The organism is [Clostridium] symbiosum ATCC 14940 (genome assembly GCF_000466485.1).
Taxonomy (GTDB): Bacteria; Bacillota; Clostridia; order Lachnospirales; family Lachnospiraceae; genus Otoolea; species Otoolea symbiosa.
In genome coordinates, this window is sequence record NZ_KE992924.1 from 1 (window position 1) to 23,428 (window position 23,428).

Genomic DNA, 23,428 nt, shown 5'->3' on the forward strand with positions numbered 1-23,428 from the left:
CATACTGTTCAGTTTTCAAGGTTCTTTGTTGTTGAACGCTGTCGTTTGTTCTCAGCAGCAACTTTTATATCTTACCATAATTGTTTTTGTTTGTCAACAACTTTTTTTTATTTCTTTTTTTGAAACCGCCGCTCGTTTTCAGCAGCTTGAATATCATATCATAACTTTCATTCGGTGTCAACACCTTTTTTGAAGTTTTTCAAACAATATATTCAATAGGTTTTTTTCAAAAAAGAAAACGGAGAAAGAGGGATTTGAACCCTCGCGCCGGTTGCCCGACCTACACCCTTAGCAGGGGCGCCTCTTCGGCCTCTTGAGTATTTCTCCGCAGTTATTACTTAAAACTATTAAGTTGAACTATGCGGCTTGGACATGCTCATGTCAAGCGCATGGTCAATTATACTAAATAAGAATTGGGTTGTCAAGCCTGTTTTTCCAGATATTTTTATATATTTTCATCAATCTTGTTTTGAATCCGATCGTGCACTATATCTGCGATTTCCTTTGTTTTTAAACCTACATATTGATCCGGATTGAGCGGCTCCAGGAAGTGAACCTGGACGGTTTCTTTATTAATAGAAGAAACACCAAACGGTTTATAGCTGTCGATCAGAGCAACCGGTATGATGGGACACCCGGCATTTACGGCACTTTTAAAGGTTCCCGCTTTAAACTCCAATATCCGGTTACCATTTCTGCTTCTGGTTCCTTCCGGAAATATAACATAATTCTTCCCGTTTTTTACATCCTCAGTCATCTTGTTTATAATTTTTAAAGAGGATCTCACATCTTTCCTGTCCATTGGAATTGCGCGGAGCAGCCTCGCTATCTGTTTTACCAGGATTATTTCAGCTACTTCCTTTTTAAAAACAACACAAAGCGCTTTTGGACATGCCTCGATGATGGCCAGCATATCAAAAAGTCCCTGATGATTTGGAAACAGGATAAATCCATTTTCTTCAGGTATATTTTTCAGGCCCGTTTTCTCAATTGTGACCCGCCCCGTCCTGTTTATCTTCTCTATTAATTTTCTGAGATAGTCATACCTCTCCTGGTCCGTATGGCTGTCGTCCTCCCTACCCAGTTTACCGATACGGTAAAACCAGCCTGGCACCCGGATTATATTTCGTAATACCATATATGCAATGCGGTTCATATTCCTTCCTCTCCCCATCTAATGGTAGTGTCAATTCTGACACCCCATTTTTTATTAAAAACCTTATATTTCCAAGGATTACACCGCTTTTGAAAATAAAAAAGCAATGACCTCCCCTTTTTTGGTATAATGTAGTCACCACAACAACATAACCAAAGGAGTGATCATTGCTAGGAATAACATTATACTCTATTTACTTACTGTAATTCAAGAACAATATATAACGATTTGCTGGCTCCTGAACTTCATCTGCAGATATATTCCTCTCAAGCAGTGGGCTTTCGATGATTCCCACTCCCCTAAATACCAGAAGTTTACCACTGACCGCCTGCCAGTCATTCTTCCATTCATCAAACAGGACTGGCAGTTCCTCCTCGAGTATTATCTCTGGAAGTATGGCAAATCCGTCAGACCGGTCCAGCGGCGTAACGGAAAATCCATCCCTGAGGATATTGTCTTTCCCCTCTGTGGCGCTCCTCACCACTATCTCTACGATAACAATGGCGGGAACGGACAGTACCTGTGCAAGATCTGTGGCCAGACGTTCGTCACGGGGGAGGTTATTACCTCGCCCGTTCGGTTCGTGTGTTCTTATTGCGGGCACTCCCTTGTCCCAAAAAAGGACCGGAAGTTCTTCCGCATCCACAAATGCGTCAACCCTAAGTGCTCCTTCTATCTGCATAATCTCTCCAGGGTTGATAAAAATCATTTGGACGAAGACTATGGCAAAAATAAATACAAGCTCAATTACCTCTACCGGGAGTTCACCGTGGATTTCTTCCGCATGGACTTAGACTCCCTGCCAAAGAACGCTTCCTCCCTGAAGTTCTCAAGGCACAACGCACACGTCATATCCCTGTGCCTTACCATGCATGTGAACCTCCAGCTTTCCCTGCGAAAGACCACACAGGCCTTAAACGATCTCTATGGCATTCGGATCTCCCACCAGCAGGTTGCCAACTATGCCAGGACGGCCGCCATTGTCATCAAGCCCTTCGTTGACCACTATGAATATCCGAAATCATCCGTGTTCACTGCCGATGAGACCTATATCAAGGTACGCGCCATCAAAGGCTATATCTGGTTCATCATGGACGCTGCCTCACGCTCCATCCTCGGCTACCAGGTTTCAGACAACCGCTCGGTCAGGCCGTGCATCCTCGCCATGCGCATGGCTTTCCGGGGGATGAAAAGGCTCCCCGAAAAGTTCCGGTTCATTGCCGACGGATATAGCGCCTATCCTCTGGCCGCACAGCAGTTCGCACAGGCGCTGGGGGACAGCTTCAAGTTTGACATCACCCAGGTCATCGGGCTCACAAACGACGATGCGGTCTCCAAGGAGTTCCGCCCCTACAAGCAGATGATCGAACGACTTAACCGCACGTTTAAATCCACTTACCGGGTCAGCTGCGGTTACGACAATTACAATGGCGACAACTATAACGTGGCGCTCTGGGTCGCCTACTACAACTTCCTCCGTCCCCATAAGCACAACCACTATCGGGTACTCAATCAAGTCGATATGCTGGAGGGGGCTGACAACATGCCCGGGAAGTGGCAGCTCCTGATTCTGCTCGGCCAGCAGACCATCCTCCAGCTGAAGGAACAGCAGGCTGCCGGTTAAATCTGTTCTTAGATTCCGGGCCAGAGGTAAAAATGCAGCCATCCCGAAGGGACCTGCCCTCGATGGCACGCCAAAACAATGATATCATGCTGTGACGCAGACGATGAAATCTTATCTGTTACTGAGTTCTTCGCCGTCGGTAAGACGTTCAGAGCATTGTTTTGGTGTGCCGTCAAGTGTGGCGGACACTGCCAGTTTCAACTATATCTGCGATTTTCAAGGTTCATTTATTCCGGGGGCACCAGCTATCGGTTTTCATAACTCATTTGACACTACCCATCTAATGCTTTTCATATTTTTGACGGTTCAGTCGTCCCATGGCCAGCGCGCTTCCGATACACCCCGAGAGAAGTCCCACTTAAAGTATCTTCTCCTTCTGATTCTCAAGATCCTCTATTTCACGGCGTACCTTACTGAGATTTTGTTCTGAATTTCTCTTTTCTTCCTGTACTTTTCCGATGGGGGAGGCAAACGCCGTTCCCGCTAAAAAAATCTGAAACATCAGAAAGAGGGACAGGATTCTGTCCGCTCTTTTATTTTTCATATGATTTATTATCCGCTATTCTTCAGAGTATTCTTTAACCGCCGTCTCATAGAGATTATTTCCCTTCGAATCAATCACGACGATAACCGGAAAATGCTCTACCCTAAGTTCCCTGATTGCTTCTGTCCCCAAATCGTCATAAGAAATGACCCTGGATTCCTTGATGCATTTTGACAAAATAGCTCCCGCCCCGCCGACTGCCGCAAAATAAACGGCCTTATTTCTGACGATGGCCTCCGTCACTTCTTTGCTCCGCTTTCCTTTTCCTATCATGGCTCCCATTCCCAAATCAAGAAGACGGGGGGTATATTTGTCCATCCTGCTTGATGTAGTGGGGCCTGCCGAGCCGATCACCCTGCCTTCTCTTGCCGGAGAAGGACCCATGTAATAAATTACCGTATCTTTAATTTCGACAGGCAGTTCCTTTCCCTCGTCAAGTGTTTCAATCATCCTCTTGTGAGCCGCATCCCTAGCCGTATAAATGATACCGTCTATGTAAACATAATCTCCTGCTTTTAAACTCTCTGCCGTTTCTTTTGTGAACGGCGCCTGAATGGTACGTTCCATTTTCATTCCTCCTAAGTTTACCATCCAATATATATTATCGGACTAAATTTTCATTTCTTTAGCTTTTTTCATTTTTTTATATAATTCTGTGGATATGCCTGTTTACATGGCAACAGATATTGACCGCCATTGGAAGTCCGGCAATATGGGTCGGATAAGTCTCAATATTTACTGCAAGAGCAGTCACCGTTCCTCCCAGGCCCCCTGGCCCGATTCCCAGGCTGTTTATTTTTTTCAGCATTTCTTTTTCAAGTTCTCTCACATAAGGTACCGGTGATTCTTCCTCCAGATCCCGGGTTAGGGCATGTTTTGCCATTACCGCGCATTTTTCAAAGGTTCCGCCAATACCGACTCCTATTACCATAGGCGGACAGGCATTGGGACCGGCATCCTTTACCGCTGTCAGAATGGATTCTTTTACGCCTTCAATTCCGTCTGCCGGTTTCAACATAAATATCCGGCTCATATTTTCACTTCCGAATCCCTTCGGGGCAACTGTTATGTCAACCTGATCCCCCTCCACAATCTCATAATGAATGACAGCCGGGGTATTATCCTTTGTGTTGTCACGGTAAATCGGATCTTTCACTACGGATTTTCTCAAATATCCATCGACATAGCCCTGTCTGACTCCCTCATTAACAGCTTCCGTCAGGTTACCTCCCTCAAAATGTACTTCCTGCCCTACCTTCATAAAAATAACAGCCATACCTGTATCCTGGCAAATGGGAATCATCTCCGCACCGGCTATTTCCAGATTTTCTTTCAGTTGATTAAGAACCTGGCGGCCCAGTGGCGCCTTCTCTTTTTGAACTGCCTGTTCAAAAACTTTTTTCATGTCTTCCGAAAGGAAATGGTTTGCCTCAATGCACATTTCTTTTACATTCTTTGTAATCTCAGTCACATCAACTTTTCTCATACTTAAATACCTCTTTGTTTTCAAATAGTTTGTCTTCCGGTTTTATATTTATCTGTCTTTACATTAATTTAATCATAAAGTATTTCCTATCTTCTTGCAATCCTTTTTGGCTGCACAAAGGCCGCAGGAATATGGCATTTCCTGCGGCCTTATTTTATCAGCTTTTAATTTTCCGGCATTTCTTCACTGCCCTGTTCTGTCTTTCCTTCCTCTTCCATATCATCATCGTCCGTGATATCATCTTCCAGATCTTCGTCATCCGGATTATTTTCACTTTCACGTACTTTTGCAATACTTGCAACGGCAATTCCGGAATCAGGATCAATGCTCATCAGTTTTACGCCAGAGGTATTTCTTCCAATTATGGATATATCATTTACCGACATTTTTATGATAATGCCCTCGTTGGTTATCAGCATAATTTCCCTGCTGTTGTCTACCAGCTTGGCGCCAATCAAATCGCCTGTTTTGTCTATAATCTTATAACATCTCACACCTTTGCCGCCGCGGTTCTGGCAGTTAAACTCTTCAATCGGAGTCCGCTTACCGTAGCCGTATTCGGAGGCAACCAGCAGGCATTCTCCCTGGCTCGACATCTGCATGCCGATTACTTCATCATCTTCATCAAACTTCATACCGATTACGCCCATAGATACACGGCCGGTAACTCTGACGTCTGTCTCATGGAAACGGATACACATTCCCTTTTTCGTCACAAGGAATATATCTTCCGTATTATCGGTTCTCTTAACCTCGATCAATTCGTCGTTCTCACGGAGAACAATAGCCTGAAGGCCATTCTTTCTTACATTCTCATACTCCTTCAGGGAGGTCTTTTTCACCATACCGTTTCTGGTGGCCATGAACAGATATTTGTCATCCTCGAATTCTTTCATCGCTATGATGGATGTAATCTTTTCACCAGGCATCAGCTGAAGAAGGTTTACAATCGCTGTTCCCCTTGCAGTTCTTCCCGCCTCCGGTATCTCATATGCCTTCAGCCGGTAAACACGCCCGGTATTGGTAAAGAACATCACATAATGATGATTTGTCGTCATAAGCAGATCTTCGATATAATCCTCATCTATTGTCTGCATCCCCTTGATACCTTTACCGCCACGGTTCTGGCTCTTAAAGTTGTCGCTGGACATACGCTTAATGTAGCCAAAATTTGTCATAGCCACTACCACGTCATCATCCGGTATCAAATCTTCTGCCGACATATCATATTCATCATATCCGATTGCCGTTCTTCTCTCATCTCCATATTTATCAGAAATGACGATGATTTCTTCTCTGATTACGCCGAGCAGCTTTTTCTCGTCTGCCAGAATAGCCTTTAATTCAGCAATCTTTGCCATCAGCTCTCTATACTCATTTTCCAGCTTTTCGCGTTCCAGACCGGTAAGAGCCCTCAGACGCATATCCACGATAGCCTGAGCCTGAATCTCCGACAGGGCAAACCGCTCCATCAACTGTGCTTTCGCATCGGCCACGTTGGCGGACCCGCGGATAATTTTGATTACCTCGTCGATATGATCCAGGGCCTTTATGAGGCCTTCCAATATATGAGCACGCTCTTCCGCTTTATTTAAATCATATTTTGTTCTTCTGGTTACTACTTCCTCCTGGTGCTGCAAGTAGTATTCCAGCATCTGTTTTAAGTTAAGGATCCGCGGTTCGTTATTAACGAGAGCCAGCATAATCACGCCGAATGTATCCTGAAGCTGGGTGTGCTTTAACAGCCTGTTCATCAGTACATTGGCATTGACATCGCGGCGGAGCTCGATACATACTCTCATGCCTTCACGGTTGGACTCATCCCTTAAATCTGTAATGCCGTCAACTTTTTTCTCTTTGACAAGCTCTGCAATCTTTTCGATCAGACGGGCCTTATTAACCATATAAGGAAGTTCTGTTACGACAATCCTGTTCTTTCCATTGGCCAGTGTCTCAATATCATATACGGCGCGTACACGGATTTTTCCTCTTCCCGTCCTGTATGCCTCTTCAATTCCGGCCCGGCCGAGGATCGTTGCCCCGGTGGGGAAATCCGGCCCTTTTACAATTTCGAGTATTTCTTCCAGAGAAGTCTCTCTTCCCTCTTCCACTCTGTTGTCAATGATTTTCACAACGCCGGCGATTACTTCGCGTAAATTGTGAGGCGGAATGTTGGTTGCCATACCGACGGCAATACCGGAAGTTCCGTTAACAAGGAGGTTGGGATAACGGGACGGAAGCACAACCGGCTCTTTTTCCGTCTCATCAAAGTTCGGGGCAAAATCAACGGTATCTTTATTGATGTCGGCCAGCATCTCCATTGAAATCTTGCTGAGCCTTGCTTCCGTATATCGCATGGCTGCGGCGCCGTCACCATCCACCGAACCAAAGTTTCCATGTCCGTCAACCAGCGGATATCTGGTAGACCATTTCTGGGCCATGTTTACCAAAGCTCCGTAAATAGAGCTGTCGCCGTGCGGATGGTATTTACCCATCGTATCACCGACGATACGGGCGCATTTACGGTGCGGCTTATCCGGTCCGTTATTTAATTCGATCATGGAAAAGAGTACTCTTCTCTGTACCGGTTTCAAACCATCTCGCACATCGGGCAGAGCCCTGGCAGCGATTACACTCATCGCATAATCGATGTAGGATGTCTCCATGGTTTTTTTAAGGTCTATATCATGAACTTTGTCAAATACATTAGGTTCCATTCTTTCTCCTCTCACAATCCTGCCTGAAAATTACCGGCCGCATATGTCTGCTGCACAGCTCCGGCTGCCGTTACCATTCAGCTAAGGGCTGAATCTCTGACGGCTATCAGATATCCAGGTTCTGAACATATTTGGCGTTTGCTTCTATAAATTCACGTCGCGGTTCTACCTGGTCACCCATCAGTGTGGCAAATGTCAGATCTACTTCGGATGCTGTCTCATTGTCTATCATGACACGCAGAAGGATTCTTCTCTCCGGATCCATTGTTGTCTCCCAGAGCTGCTCCGCATCCATCTCGCCAAGTCCTTTATAACGCTGAATCTTATTGTTGGTATCGCGGCCAATCTCCATCAGAATGGAATTAAGTTCTTCGTCGCTGTATGCATACCATACCCTCTTATTCTTCTCCACCTTATAAAGAGGCGGCTGTGCCAGGTATACATGCCCCTGACGGATCAGTTCCGGCATAAAGCGGTATAGGAATGTAAGAAGGAGGGTGCTGATATGGGCGCCGTCCACATCGGCATCGGTCATAATGATAATCTTATTATATCTCAGCTTCTCGATGTCAAAATCTTCATGAATTCCCGTTCCAAAAGCGGTAATCATTGCGCGTATCTCGGCATTTCCATAGATTCTGTCAAGTCTGGCTTTTTCTACGTTCAGAATCTTTCCTCTCAGCGGAAGGATTGCCTGGTTCGATTTATTCCTGGCCTCTTTTGCCGAACCTCCGGCGGAATCTCCCTCAACGATATAAATTTCACAGTTTTCCGCATTCTTATCTGAACAGTCTGCCAGTTTTCCCGGAAGAGCCATACCGTCGAGAACTGATTTTCTACGGGTCATCTCTCTGGCTTTTCTGGCCGCATCCCTTGCTCTTTTTGCAAGAATGGACTTTTCACAGATAATCTTTGCAACCGACGGATTCTGCTCAAGGAAATAGGTAAGCTGTTCGCTTACAACCGCATCAACGGCTGTTCTGGCCTCACTGTTGCCCAGCTTCTGTTTGGTCTGTCCTTCAAACTGCGGTTCCTCAATTTTAACACTGATAATCGCGGTAATTCCCTCTCGGATATCCTCGCCGCTGAGAGCCGGTTCGTTATCCTTTAAAAGTTTGTTCTTTCTTGCATAATCATTGAATGTCTTCGTCAAAGCATTCTTAAATCCGGTCAGATGAGTACCGCCTTCCGGCGTATTGATATTATTGACAAAGGTATATATATTCTCTGTATAGGAATCATTATGCTGCACGGCAACTTCCACATATACCTGCTCCTTGGTTCCCTCGCAGTAGATGACCGGCGCATAGAGCTTTTCATTGCTTTTGTTCAAATACGTTACAAACTCTTTGATACCGCCCTCATAGTGGAATACCTTTTCTTTTTTATTATCTCTGTCATCACGCAGCACAATCCTTAAATTCTTTGTGAGGAAAGCTGTCTCCCGGAGCCTGATCTTGAGCGTATCATAATCATAAACCGTCTCTTCAAATATATCTTTATCCGGCAGGAATGTTACTTTTGTACCATGTTTATCCGGAGGGCATTCACCGTCCACACGGAGCGGGCACATTACTTTGCCCCGTTCATATCTCTGTTTGTAGACTTTACCCTCTTTATAAATCTCTACTTCCAGCCATTCGGAAAGAGCATTTACGACTGATGCGCCGACACCATGCAGTCCGCCGGAAACCTTGTATCCCCCGCCGCCGAATTTACCGCCGGCATGCAGGATCGTAAATACAACCTCAACCGCAGGAATACCGGCTTTCTTCTGAATGTCTACAGGAATACCGCGGCCGTCGTCCTCTACCGTGATCGAATTATCCTCATTTATCTGTACTTCAATCGTATCACAGAAACCGGCAAGCGCTTCATCCACGGCATTATCAACGATCTCATACACGAGGTGATGGAGGCCTCTCATGGAAGTACTTCCAATATACATACCAGGACGTTTCCTTACCGCCTCTAACCCCTCCAATATTTGTATTTGATCTGCACTATATTCTGAACCCATAAGTTCCTCCTTAACTTTACTCACAGTCAACAGTTCCGTTTACCACTTTAAAGGTCTTATCTATTTGAAAACAATGGCTTATAAAATCATCCAGTCCGGTACAGGTAATAACCGTCTGTATATGGCTGATCCCGGAAAGCAGATGCTCCTGTCTTCCGGAATCCAGCTCCGACAGAACATCATCCAGCAGAAGAATCGGATAATCCTTAACTATCTTTTTGACGAGTTCTATCTCCGCCAGTTTCAGTGATAGAGCCGCCGTCCTCTGCTGGCCCTGGGAACCGAATTTTCGGATGTCTATATTGTTTACATAAAAACTTATATCGTCCCGGTGCGGGCCGGTAAGTGTTGTTTTTTGCCTGAGATCCTGCATCCTGCTTTTCTTAAGAGCCTTTTCCAGTACGTCTGCCTCCGTATTTGGTTCATAACGTATCTCCAGCTCTTCTTTTCCGCCGGAAAGATTAAAATGGATATCCCGGATAATCCCATTCATCTGATCGATAAAATCATTCCGGTAATGGATCAGCTCACGGCCATAGGAAACCAGCTGCATATCGTAAATATCCAGCATCTCCTCATATTCCGGCCTGAAGGCAATCTCTTTTAATAATTTATTTCTCTGCAGAATAATCTTATTATATTGAACAAGAGAATGGACATACAGCCTGTTGAGCTGGCATAATTCCAGATCAACAAACCGGCGTCGTTCCGCCGGGCCGTTTTTTATCAGATTCAAATCTTCCGGTGAAAAAAATACCACATTGACAACGCCAAAAAGCTCACTGGCTTTATGGATTGCTATCCCGTTGATTGCTACGCCCTTTGTCTTGTTCTTTTTCAGGTGCATATCAATCCGGTAAGGAACATCATCCTTTCTGATGTTCATCTTAATATGGGATTCTTCCTCCCCGAATTCTATAATCTCCCTGTCCTTGCTTCCCCGGTGTGATTTTGTCGTTGCGCATACATAGACAGATTCCAGGATATTGGTTTTTCCCTGGGCATTGTCTCCATAAAGCACATTGGTCCCCGGATCAAAATTGATATGTAATTCTTTATAATTACGGTAATTTTTTAGTTCCAGCGATTCAATAATCATGGGAGAAGTCCTTTATTTTATGATTTTGATCGTAGTTCCCTCAAAGGTAACTTCGTCTCCGTCATAGAGTTTTTTTCCTCTCTGGTATTCGGGCTGGCCGTTTACCTTGACGAGGCCGTCCAGAACGGCGAATTTGGCATCCACTCCGTTCTCCACCAGGCCGGCCGCTTTCAGCGCCTGGCCCAGTTTAATATAATCGTCTCTTAATTTGATCGTTTCCATCTTATTATCCTTTTTAGATTGAAGCCGCGTTGAAATTTACAGGAAGGATCAGGTATATATAGTTTTCTTCCTCGTCTTTGATAAAGCAGGGCGACTTCGGATTCATCATGTACAGAGTAACTTCTTCGTCATCAATAATACGAAGTGCATCGACCAAAAACTTCGGATTAAAACCAATCATAAGATCTTTTCCGAATTTTGTAATATTTATCTCCGCATTCATTGTACCAAAGGCGGAATTGAGTTTCAGCTCCATTCCCTCATCCGTAATATTGATAATAATAGGTTTTTTATCATTTTCACGGATCAGAATGCTGGCGCGCTCTATACTGTCCATAAATTCTCTGCGATTGACCGTAACTTTCGTATCGTAATCACTGGACAGCATCTGGTTGATCCTGAAATATTCGCCTTCGATCAGACGGGATACGACAACCGTATCATCAAACTCGAACATAATATGATTGGAAGTAAAGAAAATAAGTACTTCTGATTCATTGTCGCCGTTCAGTATCTTACTGATCTCACCAAGAGTCTTGCCAGGAACAATGACTTTTATATCATGATACTGATCTTTTAATATAACTTTTCTGATCGACATGCGGTGGCCGTCGAGAGAAACCACTTTCAGTATATTATCATTTACTTCGATCAATTCACCTGTCATCATTTTGTTGCTGTCATTCGGCGATGTGGAGAAGAGCGTCTGACGGATGACTTCTTTTAATGTAAATTGGGAAACACAGATATAATTGTCTCTCTCTATATGCGGGATATAGGAAAATTCTTCTCCGTCCTTGCCCTGTATTTTGAATACAGACTTTTCACATGTGATGACTGTATTGAATTTTTCATCAGATTCTATTGTAATCAAAGATTCGTCTCCTGAGAGCTTCCTTATGATGTCGGAAAGTAACTTTGCATCAAGCGCTATCTTTCCTCTCTCCAGAATCATTCCCTCTACTTTTGTTTCTATACCCAGCTCCATATCATTGCCGGTCAGTTTTATCTCGTTGGAAGTTGCATCGATCAGGATGCATTCCAGGATTGGCATTGTAGTTTTAGATGATACTGCCTTCAGAACGATATTGATGCCGTTCATCAGATTGTCTTTATTAAATGAAAGCTTCATAATTGTTGATAACTCCTTTGCTAAGATTGATTGTGATGGTTAGAGGTATTTATATATAAATTCCGTAGCATTCGTAGTAGGGGATGTGAATTTGTGTAAAAGCCCGGACAGGCCCTGAACACAAAGGTTTGTCCCTGTAGAAATCATTGTGTAAAACTGCCGATATTAAGAGGGATAACTTGAGGTTTATCCACAACCTGAAAATGAACCTCAGTTTTCGATCATTTATCCACACGTTATCATCGGTATATCCACAGCTTATTGTGGATTTATCTTTTTCTTCAGGATCTCTATGGTATTGCGCAGACTTTCGTTCTTATCCATATCGGCCCCTATTTTTTCATATCCGTGAATTATAGTTGTATGATCCCTGCCGCCTAAATATTTGCCGATAGCCTGCAAAGGCGTATCTGTCATGCTCCGGCACAGGAACATAACGATTTGGCGGGGGAAAACCACTTCTTTGTTTCTCTTCTGGGAAGAAATATCAAGCGGAGTGATGCCGAAGTGATCGGCTACTACCTGAATAATTAATTCAGGGGTGACTTCTTTTGTCTCGTTCGGTGAAATCAGATCTTTGAGGGCTTCTTCGGCCAGTTCAATTGTGATTTCCTGTTTATTTAATTTGGAAAGAGCGACGATCTTTGTGAGGGCTCCTTCCAGCTCCCGGATGTTTGATTTAACGTTGGTGGCAATATATTTGATTACTTCATTGTCGATGTTGTAACCTTCCAGTTCCTCTTTCTTGCGGAGGATTGCCATTCGCGTTTCGTAGTCAGGAGACTGTATATCGACGGTAAGGCCCCATTCAAAGCGTGACCGGAGACGTTCTTCCAGTGTCTCAATCTCTTTCGGCGGCTTATCGGATGAAATGATAATCTGCTTTTTGGCTTCATACAGGGAGTTAAAGGTGTGGAAAAATTCCTCCTGCGTACTTTCCTTACCGATGATAAACTGGATATCATCGATCAGAAGGATATCGTTATTCCTGTATTTTTCACGGAATTCCGTTGTGGATATATTGTTTTTATTTCGGATCGCATCGATCAGTTCATTGGTAAACTTCTCGCTTGTGACATACAAAACTTTGGCCTGCGGATTATTCTTGAGAATAAAATGGCCGATGGAGTGCATAAGATGAGTTTTGCCAAGACCAACTCCTCCATATATAAAAAGCGGGTTGTATATTTCACCTGGAGATTCGGCGACAGCCAAAGAAGCCGCATGCGCCAGATTATTGTTGGCACCTACGACGAAACTGTCAAACGTATATCGGGGATTTAAATTGGCGTTCTGTATCACCTGCCTGTTTACTTCCAGTGCGCGGTTAATTAGTTGGCTCTTATCAGCTTCTTCCTGTCGGGCGCCAACCTGTTCCAGTGTTACAAATTCTAATTCACATTCGATTCCGGTCAGTTCTTCGATCGTAATCTGAAGCAGAAATCCATATTTTCTCTTAATATATCCGAGAAAATGGATGTCCGGCACCAGGATCTGAAGAGTATTTCCTTTGACATCGTATGGTTCGGTGGGAAGCAGCCATGTTTTGAATGAAACATCGGTCAATTCATGCTCTTCCTTTATGTGCAGTAGAATCTGGTCCCATTTTTCCTTGATTTTTTCTAACATAGTAAGTCTCCTAAGTGTAATAAAAAAGCAAAACTGCAAATTTGCCCAATCTAATACCTATTCTACATTATTATAAAGTATTTTTCAATTAAAAGATTTGAGTTTAATTAATCGCCTTATTATTCACACACCGCCCAAAAGCGGCATGCTGCGAATAATAAAATGCATCGAGATGCACAGAAAGGTCAAAAAGCGCCGTTTCACGGCGGTGTCCCTGCCTGCCGGGGTTATGTATGTGTATAACTGATTTTTGGTTATCCACGATCAGGAAGTATTGAAAAATAAAGAGATCACAGTTCTTGTTGTGAACAATAAACAGGATATCAAGATATTATCCCACTATTTATCCACAAGTTATCCCCAAAGTGTGGATAAGTTATGTAAAGTATGTGAATAACCGGTGGATTTCCTTTAAAATCAAGGGTTTCAGAATCCACAAAATATAGTTTGATAATAAAAATGAGGCACATTTTGTTGATTATGAATGTGGACAGATAAAAACCGGATGGAAGCAGGCAGATTAGCTTCCATCCGGTTTAAAAAAAGTATCAGAGGGCAAAGAGCGGGAAAAATACAATTCCTGCAGCGGCAGAAGAGGCAAGCAGCGGTTTTAATGATAACGGGGTTTTTAAACTGGAACATAAATTGGGCAGACTGCTTGATACGGCAGCCGGATATGCGAGAGGAAAAGGATATCTGACATTCAGAAACGGGATCAGTTCGGCAGGTTTTAATATACATGGAAAAAAGATAGAGAATATAGCAGATGCCATCAGGGATCTCGAGTGTGACAGGATTGACTACAAGTGGATGCTGGATTATGGGTTCAGAGTGATCGGGATCCAGCCCAATGCATATGAGGAAGGATTTCATCTGATTATGATGGCTAAGGAGATTTAATAAATATGAAAAAGATGTTTTGTTCACATACCGGCCGGAAATAGGAAAAATATATTATGACGCTCTCAGTTTGCTTTTTGGGGGATACATGGAGATACGTACGTGTTTCCTGAATGAGGAGGAACCATTGGCTGAGTATTTGTTTCATGCAGATATTATTCTTGTAAGCAATTCGGAAATTATAAATAAAATCCATTATCTGATCGGGGAACAGGCCAAGATTGTGACAATTGACTTCAGCTATCCGGAGATGAATATTGAACAGATGAGAAAGTTTCCGGCCGGCACGTATGCTTTGATGTGTTTTGACCCGTTTATAAGCAGAAAAATGATCAGTCTGCTGTATGAACAGGGAATTAACAACTTTATCTGGCTTTATCCCCGGGAGGATGGAAAAGTGCCGGATACGGAGTATGATGTAGTTGTTGTCGATGATTATTCTCAGAATTTATTCGATGATTTAAAGCCGGTTATCAGTCTCGGAAACAGGAAAATCGCATTTTCAACGCTGTTAAAGATAGCCCAGCAAGCGGATATATTTAATAAAGAGCTTGAAAATACGTTTCTCAGATACTGCTGCAGTTATAAGGGGGCTTCGACTCTTGTAATTAATATATACAATGATATGTCAGCCTTTCACTCTCAAATAAGTCTGATCCTGGATTATATTGACAGCGGGATCATCATTTTAACCGACAGGATGGAGGTGGTTGAGTATAATTCAAGATTTATGGATCTGTTCCATGTTACAGGTAAGCTGTATGGAAAAAAGATTGAAGAGGTTCCGGAGACAGGGGAGCTGCTGACTTATATAGAAAAAAGAAAATCATACAGAAATAAACTGATTATGTATCCTGCTGGTAAAGCATCACTTGTTTTCAATATGGAATGTATTATAAGGGGAGATAACCAGGGATGCAATTATATGATAATCCTGCAGGAGGCCGAGGAAATTGAAAATAGAGCTATTCTCTTAAAAGACAGTTGAGTACGAAAGGTTATACATCAAAGTACCGGTTTTCCGATATCAGGACAGAAAGTCCCGCCATGATTTCCTGTATAAAAAAAGCGGAGAGGATCGCAAGGATTGATAAAACGACTTTAATTATGGGGGAGAGCGGAACAGGAAAAGAATTGATGGCCCAGTCACTTCATTCAGCCTCCGGCAGGAGAAATTATCCTTTTGTCAGCATTAACTGTGCCGCCATTGCGCCGTCCCTTTTAGAGAGTGAATTATTCGGATATGCGGAAGGCGCGTTTACCGGTTCAAAAAAGGGAGGGGACTTTACTGCGGCTATTACGGACAGCGCCGTTTATGAGACTGACGAGCCGGACCGGTTAAGGCAAATTCTTTCAGAAACGTATTCACAAAAGGAAAACAGGATGATTCTTTTCATCCTTTCGTTAGTAGCAGACGGAGTTAAAAACAGGAGGGAAATAGGGAATAAACTGGCTGGAGCAGGAGAAGAATGTACCGGCTACAGACTGAAAAAAATACTGGAAAACCTGCGCAGCTTGGGTGTTATTTCATTCTCGAGGGGGCCGGAGGGAATACATCTGGAAAAAAGTGGGCAAAATTTGATAAAAACTCATGAAATTTCTTGATTTTCTTATTGACGAAGTGGTTTTTCTTCTATATAATTGAGAGGATGTTTAATTTAGAATAGTCTAACTATGTTAAGATGATCTTTCTGAAGATATATTAGATTACGAGGAGGTGTTTGCGTTATGAAGATGACATTTCAGCCTAAAAAGAGACAGAGAGCGAAAGTTCACGGCTTCAGAGCTAGAATGAGCAGCGCAGGTGGAAGAAAAGTTCTGGCTGCAAGAAGAGCAAAAGGAAGAGCAAGATTATCTGCTTAATGAACCAGGGCCGCAATTTTGATTGTGGCCTTTTGTTTATTAAATATGAAAAAATTTAATTCAATTAAAAAAAACAGTGATTTTCAGAAGGTTTACAGGACAGGAAGATCATTCGCTAACAAGCTTTTGGTAATGTATGTAATTAAGACGGAGAGGGAAGACACAAGGATAGGAGTATCCGTAAGTAAAAAAGTCGGGAACAGCGTTGTACGTCATCACATTACCAGGCTGGTAAGGGAAAGTTACAGATTGAATAAAGATCGGGTAAAGACAGGATTAGACATCGTCGTTGTAGCGAGAGCTGCAGCAAAAGAATCAGATTTCAAAAAAATCGAAAGTGCATATCTGCACTTGTGCGGACTTCATAACATTTTAGAGAATCGAAGTGAGAATATTGATTAAAAAAATCCTTATAAAGATGATACGGGGATATCAGAAATATATTTCCCCGCTTACAGGACCTCACTGCAAGTACACGCCTACCTGCTCTCAATACGCCATTGAGGCAGTACAAAAGTACGGCGCGTTTAAAGGTATGATTTTGGCCTGCAAAAGGATACTCAGATGCCATCCGTTTGCAGAAGGCGGTTATGATCCAGTTCCGTAGAGGATGAGGAGGTAATTCATTGGAATTTATAGTAGCAACTAAGGCCGGTTCAATTATGGGACCGATTATCAGCCTGTTTGGGTATATCATGGACTTTCTGTTTCGAATCACCAGTTCTTTTGGGATTCTCAATCTTGGTCTTTGTATTATCCTTTTTACAATTATTACGAAATTACTTTTGTTTCCGCTGACGATTAAGCAGCAGAAATCATCAAAGCTGATGTCCCTTATGAACCCGGAAATTCAGGCGGTTCAGAAAAAATACAAGGGTAAAAAAGATCAGACATCTATGACAAAGCAGCAGATGGAGATGCAGGCCATATATGAAAAATATGGTTCCAGTCCAACGGCAGGCTGTCTGCCGATGTTGATTCAGTTTCCGATCATCATAGCCCTGTACCGTGTTATCTATAACATACCGGCCTATGTTCCTTCGGTAAGAATCTTTTTTGATAATGTAGTGGAGCCGTTACAGAAACAGCCTGATTTTATCAATAAGATTGCTGACGTTGCCAGCAGCTATGGTCTGGCAATTGATAAAATAGACTATAATAATGCAGATAAAGTTGTAGATTTATTATACAAGTTTACGCCTTCCAACTGGCAGGCGCTTGCAGATACATTCCCGCAGATTTCAAATGTAATTGCAGAAAATGCTTCTAAAATCGAACAGATGAACTCGTTCCTTGGAATCAACCTTGCAACGGCGCCGTTCACCGGTTTTACCAACATTTCAATTGCATGGCTTATTCCGATCCTGGCCGGTCTGACACAGTGGTTCTCCACAAAGCTGATGAGCAATACACAGCAGATGGATCCGGATGCTCCCGGTGCGCAGACAATGAATACCATGATGATGACAATGCCGCTGGTATCCGTATTTTTCTGTTTTACGTTCCCGGCCGCTATCGGTATTTACTGGGTAGTTCAGGGTGCATTCCAGATTGTGCAGCAGCTTGCAGTTAATTCTTACATGAATAAAGTCGATATGGACGAGCTGATTCAGAAGAATGTCGATAAGATGAATAAGAAACGCGCCAAGAAGGGACTTCCTCCGGCCAAGGTAAACCAGAATGCCAGCGCTAACTTAAAGAATATACAGGCACAGACAGAGAAAGAAGAGCAGTTGAGAAATGAAAAGCTGTCAAAGATTGACAGACAGGTAAAAGAATCAACGGAGTTCTATAATTCAGATCCGAAGCCTGGAAGTCTTGCTTCCAAAGCAAAAATGGTGCAGAAGTATAATGAGAAGCACAACAAGTAGGAGGGGTGCCGTATGGATATGGTTACAGTTACCGCAAAAACAGTAGAAGAAGCAGTTACAAAAGCGCTGATAGAGCTTCAGACGACCAGCGATAAGCTGACATATGAAATAGTTGAAAAAGGCAGTGCCGGATTTCTTGGAATTGGTTCTAAACCGGCAATTATCCGGGCTAAGAGGAAAGAGACCCTCCAGGATAAAGCCATCGAATTTCTCGAGCAGGTATTTGATGCGATGAATATGGCAGTAGATATCAGCGTTGAGTATAATGAGACGGAAAAAGAGATGAATGTAAACCTGAAAGGTGATGATATGGGTATTCTGATCGGTAAGAGAGGACAGACCCTGGATTCCCTTCAGTACCTTGTGAGCCTTGTTGTGAATAAATCCAGCAGTGATTATATCAGAGTGAAGCTCGACACGGAAAATTACCGTGAGAGAAGAAAAGAGACGTTGGAAACACTTGCAAAGAATATTGCTTACAAGGTTAAAAGAACGAAACGTTCTGTATCTCTTGAGCCAATGAATCCTTACGAGAGACGTATTATCCATGCCGCTCTTCAGAACGACAAATATGTTGTGACAAGAAGTGATGGGGAAGAGCCGTTCAGACACGTTATTATTTCTTTAAAGAGAGAAAACAGAAGAGATAGAAATGACAGAAGCGACAGAAATGAAAAATAAGGTAACATTTCATGCTGTTTGAACTGTTATAAAATAAGTAATAACCGTGAATAAAAAATGTTCAAATAGTTGTCTTTTACTATAAAAGCCCTGTTTGAACATTTTTTTAAATCATGGTGTGCGGTAAATTATTTAGGTAATCCATGTTGGCAGACAGTTAAAACCGAGGAATGAAAAATATGATGACTTCAGACACAATTGCCGCCATTGCGACGGCGCTTACCAATTCGGGAATAGGTATCATAAGGGTCAGCGGAAACGAAGCATTTGATATAGTCGATAGAATATTCCGCCCTAAGAATAAGAGAAAAAAATTAAAAGAGGAAAAAACATATACCGTCCACTATGGACATATCCAGGACGGTGATGAGATAATAGATGAGGTACTTGCCATTGTAATGAGAGGGCCGCACAGCTATACAGCTGAGGATACGGTTGAGATAGACTGTCACGGCGGCGTTCTTGTGATGAAAAAAATACTGGAAACGGTTATTAAATACGGAGCGAGAATGGCGGAGCCCGGAGAATTTACAAAACGGGCTTTTCTGAATGGGAGAATTGATCTTTCACAGGCAGAGGCAGTAATTGATGTCATAAATTCAAAAAATAATTATGCTCTGAAAAGCTCGGTGAGCCAATTAAGCGGTTCCATGTCTAAAAAGGTGAAGGAGCTGCGTGAAAAACTGCTGTTCGAGATAGCATTTATCGAGTCGGCGCTGGATGATCCGGAGCATATTTCTTTAGACGGTTATCCGGAAAAGTTAAAAGTGACAGTGAACGATATGCAGGAAGAACTGAATCGGGCTATTTCCACATTTGACAGCGGACGGGTACTGTCTGAGGGAATCCGTACGGTTATTCTGGGAAAACCAAATGCCGGGAAGTCCTCCCTGATGAATGTACTGGTGGGGGAGGAGAGGGCAATTGTAACAGACATTGCAGGAACTACCAGAGATACGCTGGAGGAAAACATACGTCTTCACGGTATCAGCCTGAACATAGTGGACACGGCCGGTATTCGCGAAACGGAAGATGTGGTGGAAAAAATCGGCGTGGATAAGGCAAGGGCGAATGCAGATGATGCGGATCTGCTGATTTATGTGGTGGATGGTTCTTGTCCTTTGGATGAAAATGATTATCAGATTATGAATCTGATCGAAGGGAGAAAGTCGATTGTCCTCTTAAATAAAACGGATCTTGAGATGGTACTGACACCGGAAGAGATAAAGGAGAAGACAGGCAAAGAGGTAGTGGCTGTTTCTGCCAAAGAGCAAAGGGGAATAGACCTTTTGGAAGAGAAAATAAAAGAATTATTTTTAAGCGGTGAGATCGACTTTAATGATGAAGTCATGATTACGAATGTCAGACATAAGACAGCGATGAGCGAAGCGTTAAAGAGCCTCAGTCTGGTGAAACAGAGCATTGAAGACCAGATGCCGGAGGATTTTTATTCCATAGATCTGATGAACGCTTATGAGCAGTTGGGAACAATTATCGGCGAATCGCTGGAAGACGATCTTGTCAATGAGATTTTCAATAAATTCTGTATGGGAAAATAGTAGAAAAAGAACCCGATAACTGAGAAAATTTGCAGCAACAGATTATATTGTCTTAACTGTTATAATATGCAGTTGTTTTGTGATTTTGCAGTATGAAGGTTACAGGAATGACAGAAAAGAGGAAGTTAAATGCCGTGTTTAACAGAAAATTATGATATTGTAGTGGTTGGAGCAGGACATGCCGGCTGTGAGGCGGCTCTCGCTGCAGCGAGAATGGGATTTGAGACAATTATGTTTACTGTAAGTGTGGACAGTATTGCGCTGATGCCCTGTAATCCGAATATTGGCGGAAGTTCCAAGGGACATCTTGTCCGGGAACTGGATGCCCTGGGCGGTGAAATGGGGAAAAATATTGATGAAACATTCATCCAGTCTAAGATGCTGAACCAGTCAAAAGGTCCTGCAGTGCATTCTCTCCGCGCTCAGGCTGATAAGCAGGCTTATACAAAGAGAATGAGACATACACTGGAAAATACTAAACATCTGACAATCCGGCAGGGAGAAGTTTGTGAAATTCTTGCAAAAGATGGAAAAATAGAAGGAATAAAGACATTTTCCGGTGCAGTTTACTATTGTAAGGCCGTAATTCTGGCCACAGGAACATATCTGCGCGCCAGATGTATCTATGGCGATGTGAGTAACCCGACTGGGCCTAATGGTCTCCAGGCGGCGAATCATTTAACCGAATCTTTGAAAAATCTGGGAATTGAGATGTACCGTTTCAAAACGGGAACGCCGGCCAGGGTTGATAAGAGAAGCATTGATTTTACAAAGATGGAGGAACAATTTGGAGATGAGCGGGTCATTCCTTTCTCTTTTTCAACGGATCCGGAGTCCGTACAGAAAGAACAGGTGTCTTGTTGGCTGACTTATACGAATGAAAAGACACATGAGATAATCAGGGAAAATCTTGATCGTTCTCCGCTTTTTTCCGGTGCAATCGAGGGTACTGGACCAAGGTATTGTCCGTCTATTGAGGACAAAGTGGTGAAATTCCCTGATAAGATCCGCCATCAGGTATTTGTAGAACCGGAGGGATTATATACAAATGAGATGTACCTGGCGGGGATGTCCAGCTCACTTCCGGAGGATGTTCAATTTGCAATGTACAGGACTGTTCCGGGATTGGAAAATGTAAAAATTGTAAGAAATGCATATGCAATTGAGTATGACTGCATCAATTCCAGACAGCTGAAAGCATCACTGGAATTTAAGAACATAGAAGGTTTATTCAGCGGAGGGCAATTTAACGGAAGTTCGGGCTACGAGGAGGCCGCAGTACAGGGATTCATGGCCGGAGTAAATGCTGCCAGAAAAATTCAGGGGAAAGAACCGATTATCCTTGATCGGTCACAGGCGTATATTGGAGTTCTGATCGATGATCTGGTGACGAAGGAGAGTCATGAGCCGTACCGTATGATGACTTCCAGAGCGGAATACCGTCTGTTGCTGAGACAGGATAATGCAGATCTCCGTTTACGCGCCATCGGACATGAGATAGGCCTTGTCAGTGACGAACTTTATAAACGTATTCTTTGGAAAGAGAATGCTATTGCACAGGAAGTGACCCGTCTGGAAAAAAAGACGATAGGAGCCACAAAGGAAGTACAGGAATTTCTGGCCTCCCATGACAGTACTCCTCTTAAGACAGGGACAACTCTTGCTGAATTGGTGCGCAGGCCCGAATTGGACTATGTTATGTTAACTGAAATTGACCAGGAAAGGCCCTATCTGCCGGAAGACGTAGCAGAGCAGATTAATATAAATATTAAGTATGAGGGATATATACGGCGTCAGATGCAGCAGGTGGCTCAGTTCAAGAAGATGGAAGGAAAGAAACTGGATGAAAAATTTGATTATTCTGAGGTAAAGAGCCTGAGAAAAGAAGCGGTCCAGAAACTGAATTTGTACAAGCCTGCCAATATAGGTCAGGCATCCAGAATTTCAGGTGTATCTCCAGCGGATATATCGGTATTGATGGTTCATCTGGAGCAGATGCGTTACCAGAAGCCGGCAGATAGTTCTGAGAAAGTCAGTATGAAAAATCCGTGAGAATAGGTGAGGAATAAAAAATATGGATGAAAAGTTTGTCTGTCAGTTGAAAGAAGAATTAAAGCAAATAGATGTTGAATTGACGGAACGCCAGATAGAGCAGTTCTATAATTATTATGAACTGTTAATTCATTGGAATTCAATGATCAATCTGACTGCTATTACACAGTTGGATGAGGTTGTCACGAAACATTTTGTGGATAGCTTATCTTTAAAAAAAATAATTGTGGATATCGGTCAAAAAAGCCAGAGTCTGATCGATGTAGGCACAGGGGCTGGATTTCCTGGAATTCCATTAAAAATAGCGTTTCCGGAATTGAAAATAACACTTTTAGATTCTTTGAATAAGAGAGTAAAATTTCTTAACGAAGTCGTTGAAACGCTGCAACTGGACAATATTACCGCTGTTCATGGCAGAGCAGAAGATTATGGCAGAGATAATGTTTCACGTGAAACATTTGATATTTGTGTTTCACGAGCAGTCGCAAACTTATCTACGCTGGCAGAATATTGTATGCCGTTTGTAAAGGTTGGCGGTTGTTTTGTTCCTTACAAATCGGGTAAGCTGGAGGAAGAACTGGCAAATGGAAGAGGGGCTGTGAAAAAACTGAGTGGTGAGATCGAAGAAATTATAACGTTTACCTTGCCAAACGCCGATGAAAGAAGTCTGGTAAAAATAAGAAAAACAGCGCCTCTCAATAAAAAATATCCAAGAAAAGCAGGAATGCCCTCTAAAGAACCATTGCGATGAATATTTTTAGGGTTGGAGGACGCGTCCGGAACGGACCATGTCGGTGTGGTGAGGTTTTGGCTGAGTCTTTCGTCCCCCGGTTGGAGGTTGGTCGTGAGGGGGAATCCGGCCGGAATGAATTG

General features: G+C 43.0%; 22 protein-coding genes and 1 tRNA gene. 12 read left to right on the plus strand and 11 right to left on the minus strand.

Annotated elements, in window-relative coordinates; genetic code table 11:
- Positions 1-239: 239 nt before the first annotated feature.
- Both CLOSYM_RS11970 and CLOSYM_RS11975 read right to left on the minus strand, forming a co-directional pair.
- A tRNA-Ser gene (locus tag CLOSYM_RS11970) sits at positions 240-327 on the minus strand.
- A 118-nt stretch (positions 328-445) separates the two neighbouring features.
- Entirely contained in the window at positions 446-1,156 is a 711-nt protein-coding gene (locus CLOSYM_RS11975; protein WP_044902389.1) for a lysophospholipid acyltransferase family protein, read from the minus strand.
- A gap of 166 nt (positions 1,157-1,322) precedes the next feature.
- Between CLOSYM_RS11975 and CLOSYM_RS24075 the strand changes: the two genes are divergently transcribed.
- A complete protein-coding gene (locus tag CLOSYM_RS24075) occupies positions 1,323-2,780 on the plus strand; it encodes a DDE-type integrase/transposase/recombinase (protein WP_044902391.1) in 1,458 nt (485 codons plus the stop codon).
- A 358-nt stretch (positions 2,781-3,138) separates the two neighbouring features.
- On the opposite strand, the gene CLOSYM_RS11985 is transcribed toward CLOSYM_RS24075, so the two are convergent.
- From CLOSYM_RS11985 to dnaA, 9 genes are all read right to left on the minus strand, one after another.
- Positions 3,139-3,324 (minus strand): hypothetical protein, encoded by a 186-nt coding sequence (locus CLOSYM_RS11985; RefSeq protein ID WP_021642307.1) that lies wholly within the window; start codon positions 3,322-3,324, stop codon positions 3,139-3,141.
- A 15-nt stretch (positions 3,325-3,339) separates the two neighbouring features.
- Complete coding sequence (locus CLOSYM_RS11990) at positions 3,340-3,891, minus strand: Fe-S-containing hydro-lyase (RefSeq protein WP_003503669.1); 552 nt, start codon at positions 3,889-3,891, stop codon at positions 3,340-3,342.
- Between the two features lie 76 nt (positions 3,892-3,967).
- Positions 3,968-4,810 carry a fumarate hydratase gene (locus tag CLOSYM_RS11995; RefSeq protein WP_021642309.1) on the minus strand — a complete coding sequence of 281 codons (843 nt, stop codon included), beginning with the start codon at positions 4,808-4,810 and terminating at the stop codon, positions 3,968-3,970.
- 164 nt (positions 4,811-4,974) lie between these two features.
- Positions 4,975-7,527, minus strand: a complete 2,553-nt coding sequence (gene gyrA, locus CLOSYM_RS12000) for a DNA gyrase subunit A (RefSeq protein ID WP_003503675.1) — start codon at positions 7,525-7,527, stop codon at positions 4,975-4,977.
- Between the two features lie 106 nt (positions 7,528-7,633).
- The gene (gene gyrB / locus CLOSYM_RS12005) at positions 7,634-9,547 is read right to left on the minus strand and encodes a DNA topoisomerase (ATP-hydrolyzing) subunit B (protein ID WP_003503677.1); all 1,914 of its coding nucleotides are present in this window, start codon (positions 9,545-9,547) and stop codon (positions 7,634-7,636) included.
- Positions 9,548-9,563: 16 nt separating this feature from the next.
- The gene (recF, locus tag CLOSYM_RS12010; protein ID WP_003503679.1) at positions 9,564-10,646 is read right to left on the minus strand and encodes a DNA replication/repair protein RecF; all 1,083 of its coding nucleotides are present in this window, start codon (positions 10,644-10,646) and stop codon (positions 9,564-9,566) included.
- 12 nt (positions 10,647-10,658) lie between these two features.
- Positions 10,659-10,868 (minus strand): RNA-binding S4 domain-containing protein, encoded by a 210-nt coding sequence (locus tag CLOSYM_RS12015; RefSeq protein ID WP_003510836.1) that lies wholly within the window; start codon positions 10,866-10,868, stop codon positions 10,659-10,661.
- A 13-nt stretch (positions 10,869-10,881) separates the two neighbouring features.
- The gene (dnaN, locus tag CLOSYM_RS12020) at positions 10,882-12,000 is read right to left on the minus strand and encodes a DNA polymerase III subunit beta (RefSeq protein WP_021642311.1); all 1,119 of its coding nucleotides are present in this window, start codon (positions 11,998-12,000) and stop codon (positions 10,882-10,884) included.
- Between the two features lie 258 nt (positions 12,001-12,258).
- Entirely contained in the window at positions 12,259-13,629 is a 1,371-nt protein-coding gene (gene dnaA, locus CLOSYM_RS12025) for a chromosomal replication initiator protein DnaA (protein WP_003503684.1), read from the minus strand.
- 645 nt (positions 13,630-14,274) lie between these two features.
- Between dnaA and CLOSYM_RS12030 the strand changes: the two genes are divergently transcribed.
- The 11 genes from CLOSYM_RS12030 (at position 14,275) to rsmG (ending at position 23,306) form a co-directional block, all read left to right on the plus strand.
- Positions 14,275-14,529 carry a hypothetical protein gene (locus tag CLOSYM_RS12030; protein WP_021642314.1) on the plus strand — a complete coding sequence of 85 codons (255 nt, stop codon included), beginning with the start codon at positions 14,275-14,277 and terminating at the stop codon, positions 14,527-14,529.
- 88 nt (positions 14,530-14,617) lie between these two features.
- Positions 14,618-15,517: a transcriptional regulator gene (locus CLOSYM_RS23470; protein WP_021642315.1), complete on the plus strand. Its 900-nt coding sequence runs from the start codon at positions 14,618-14,620 to the stop codon at positions 15,515-15,517.
- Positions 15,518-15,576: 59 nt separating this feature from the next.
- Entirely contained in the window at positions 15,577-16,134 is a 558-nt protein-coding gene (locus tag CLOSYM_RS23655) for a sigma 54-interacting transcriptional regulator (RefSeq protein WP_021642316.1), read from the plus strand.
- 123 nt (positions 16,135-16,257) lie between these two features.
- The gene (gene rpmH, locus CLOSYM_RS12040) at positions 16,258-16,392 is read left to right on the plus strand and encodes a 50S ribosomal protein L34 (RefSeq protein ID WP_003503697.1); all 135 of its coding nucleotides are present in this window, start codon (positions 16,258-16,260) and stop codon (positions 16,390-16,392) included.
- Positions 16,393-16,437: 45 nt separating this feature from the next.
- The gene (gene rnpA, locus CLOSYM_RS12045) at positions 16,438-16,794 is read left to right on the plus strand and encodes a ribonuclease P protein component (RefSeq protein WP_021642317.1); all 357 of its coding nucleotides are present in this window, start codon (positions 16,438-16,440) and stop codon (positions 16,792-16,794) included.
- Positions 16,787-16,999, plus strand: a complete 213-nt coding sequence (gene yidD / locus CLOSYM_RS12050) for a membrane protein insertion efficiency factor YidD (RefSeq protein ID WP_003503700.1) — start codon at positions 16,787-16,789, stop codon at positions 16,997-16,999. Before rnpA ends, yidD begins: the two co-directional genes overlap by 8 nt.
- Positions 17,000-17,018: 19 nt before the next feature.
- On the plus strand, positions 17,019-18,263 hold the full coding sequence (locus CLOSYM_RS12055) for a YidC/Oxa1 family membrane protein insertase (protein WP_003503703.1): 1,245 nt from the start codon (positions 17,019-17,021) through the stop codon (positions 18,261-18,263).
- A 12-nt stretch (positions 18,264-18,275) separates the two neighbouring features.
- On the plus strand, positions 18,276-18,944 hold the full coding sequence (jag, locus tag CLOSYM_RS12060; RefSeq protein ID WP_003503705.1) for an RNA-binding cell elongation regulator Jag/EloR: 669 nt from the start codon (positions 18,276-18,278) through the stop codon (positions 18,942-18,944).
- Between the two features lie 182 nt (positions 18,945-19,126).
- On the plus strand, positions 19,127-20,503 hold the full coding sequence (gene mnmE, locus CLOSYM_RS12065) for a tRNA uridine-5-carboxymethylaminomethyl(34) synthesis GTPase MnmE (RefSeq protein WP_024739386.1): 1,377 nt from the start codon (positions 19,127-19,129) through the stop codon (positions 20,501-20,503).
- A 129-nt stretch (positions 20,504-20,632) separates the two neighbouring features.
- Positions 20,633-22,555: a tRNA uridine-5-carboxymethylaminomethyl(34) synthesis enzyme MnmG gene (gene mnmG, locus CLOSYM_RS12070; RefSeq protein WP_021642319.1), complete on the plus strand. Its 1,923-nt coding sequence runs from the start codon at positions 20,633-20,635 to the stop codon at positions 22,553-22,555.
- Between the two features lie 22 nt (positions 22,556-22,577).
- Entirely contained in the window at positions 22,578-23,306 is a 729-nt protein-coding gene (gene rsmG, locus CLOSYM_RS12075) for a 16S rRNA (guanine(527)-N(7))-methyltransferase RsmG (protein WP_003503713.1), read from the plus strand.
- The last annotated feature ends 122 nt before the right edge of the window (positions 23,307-23,428 follow it).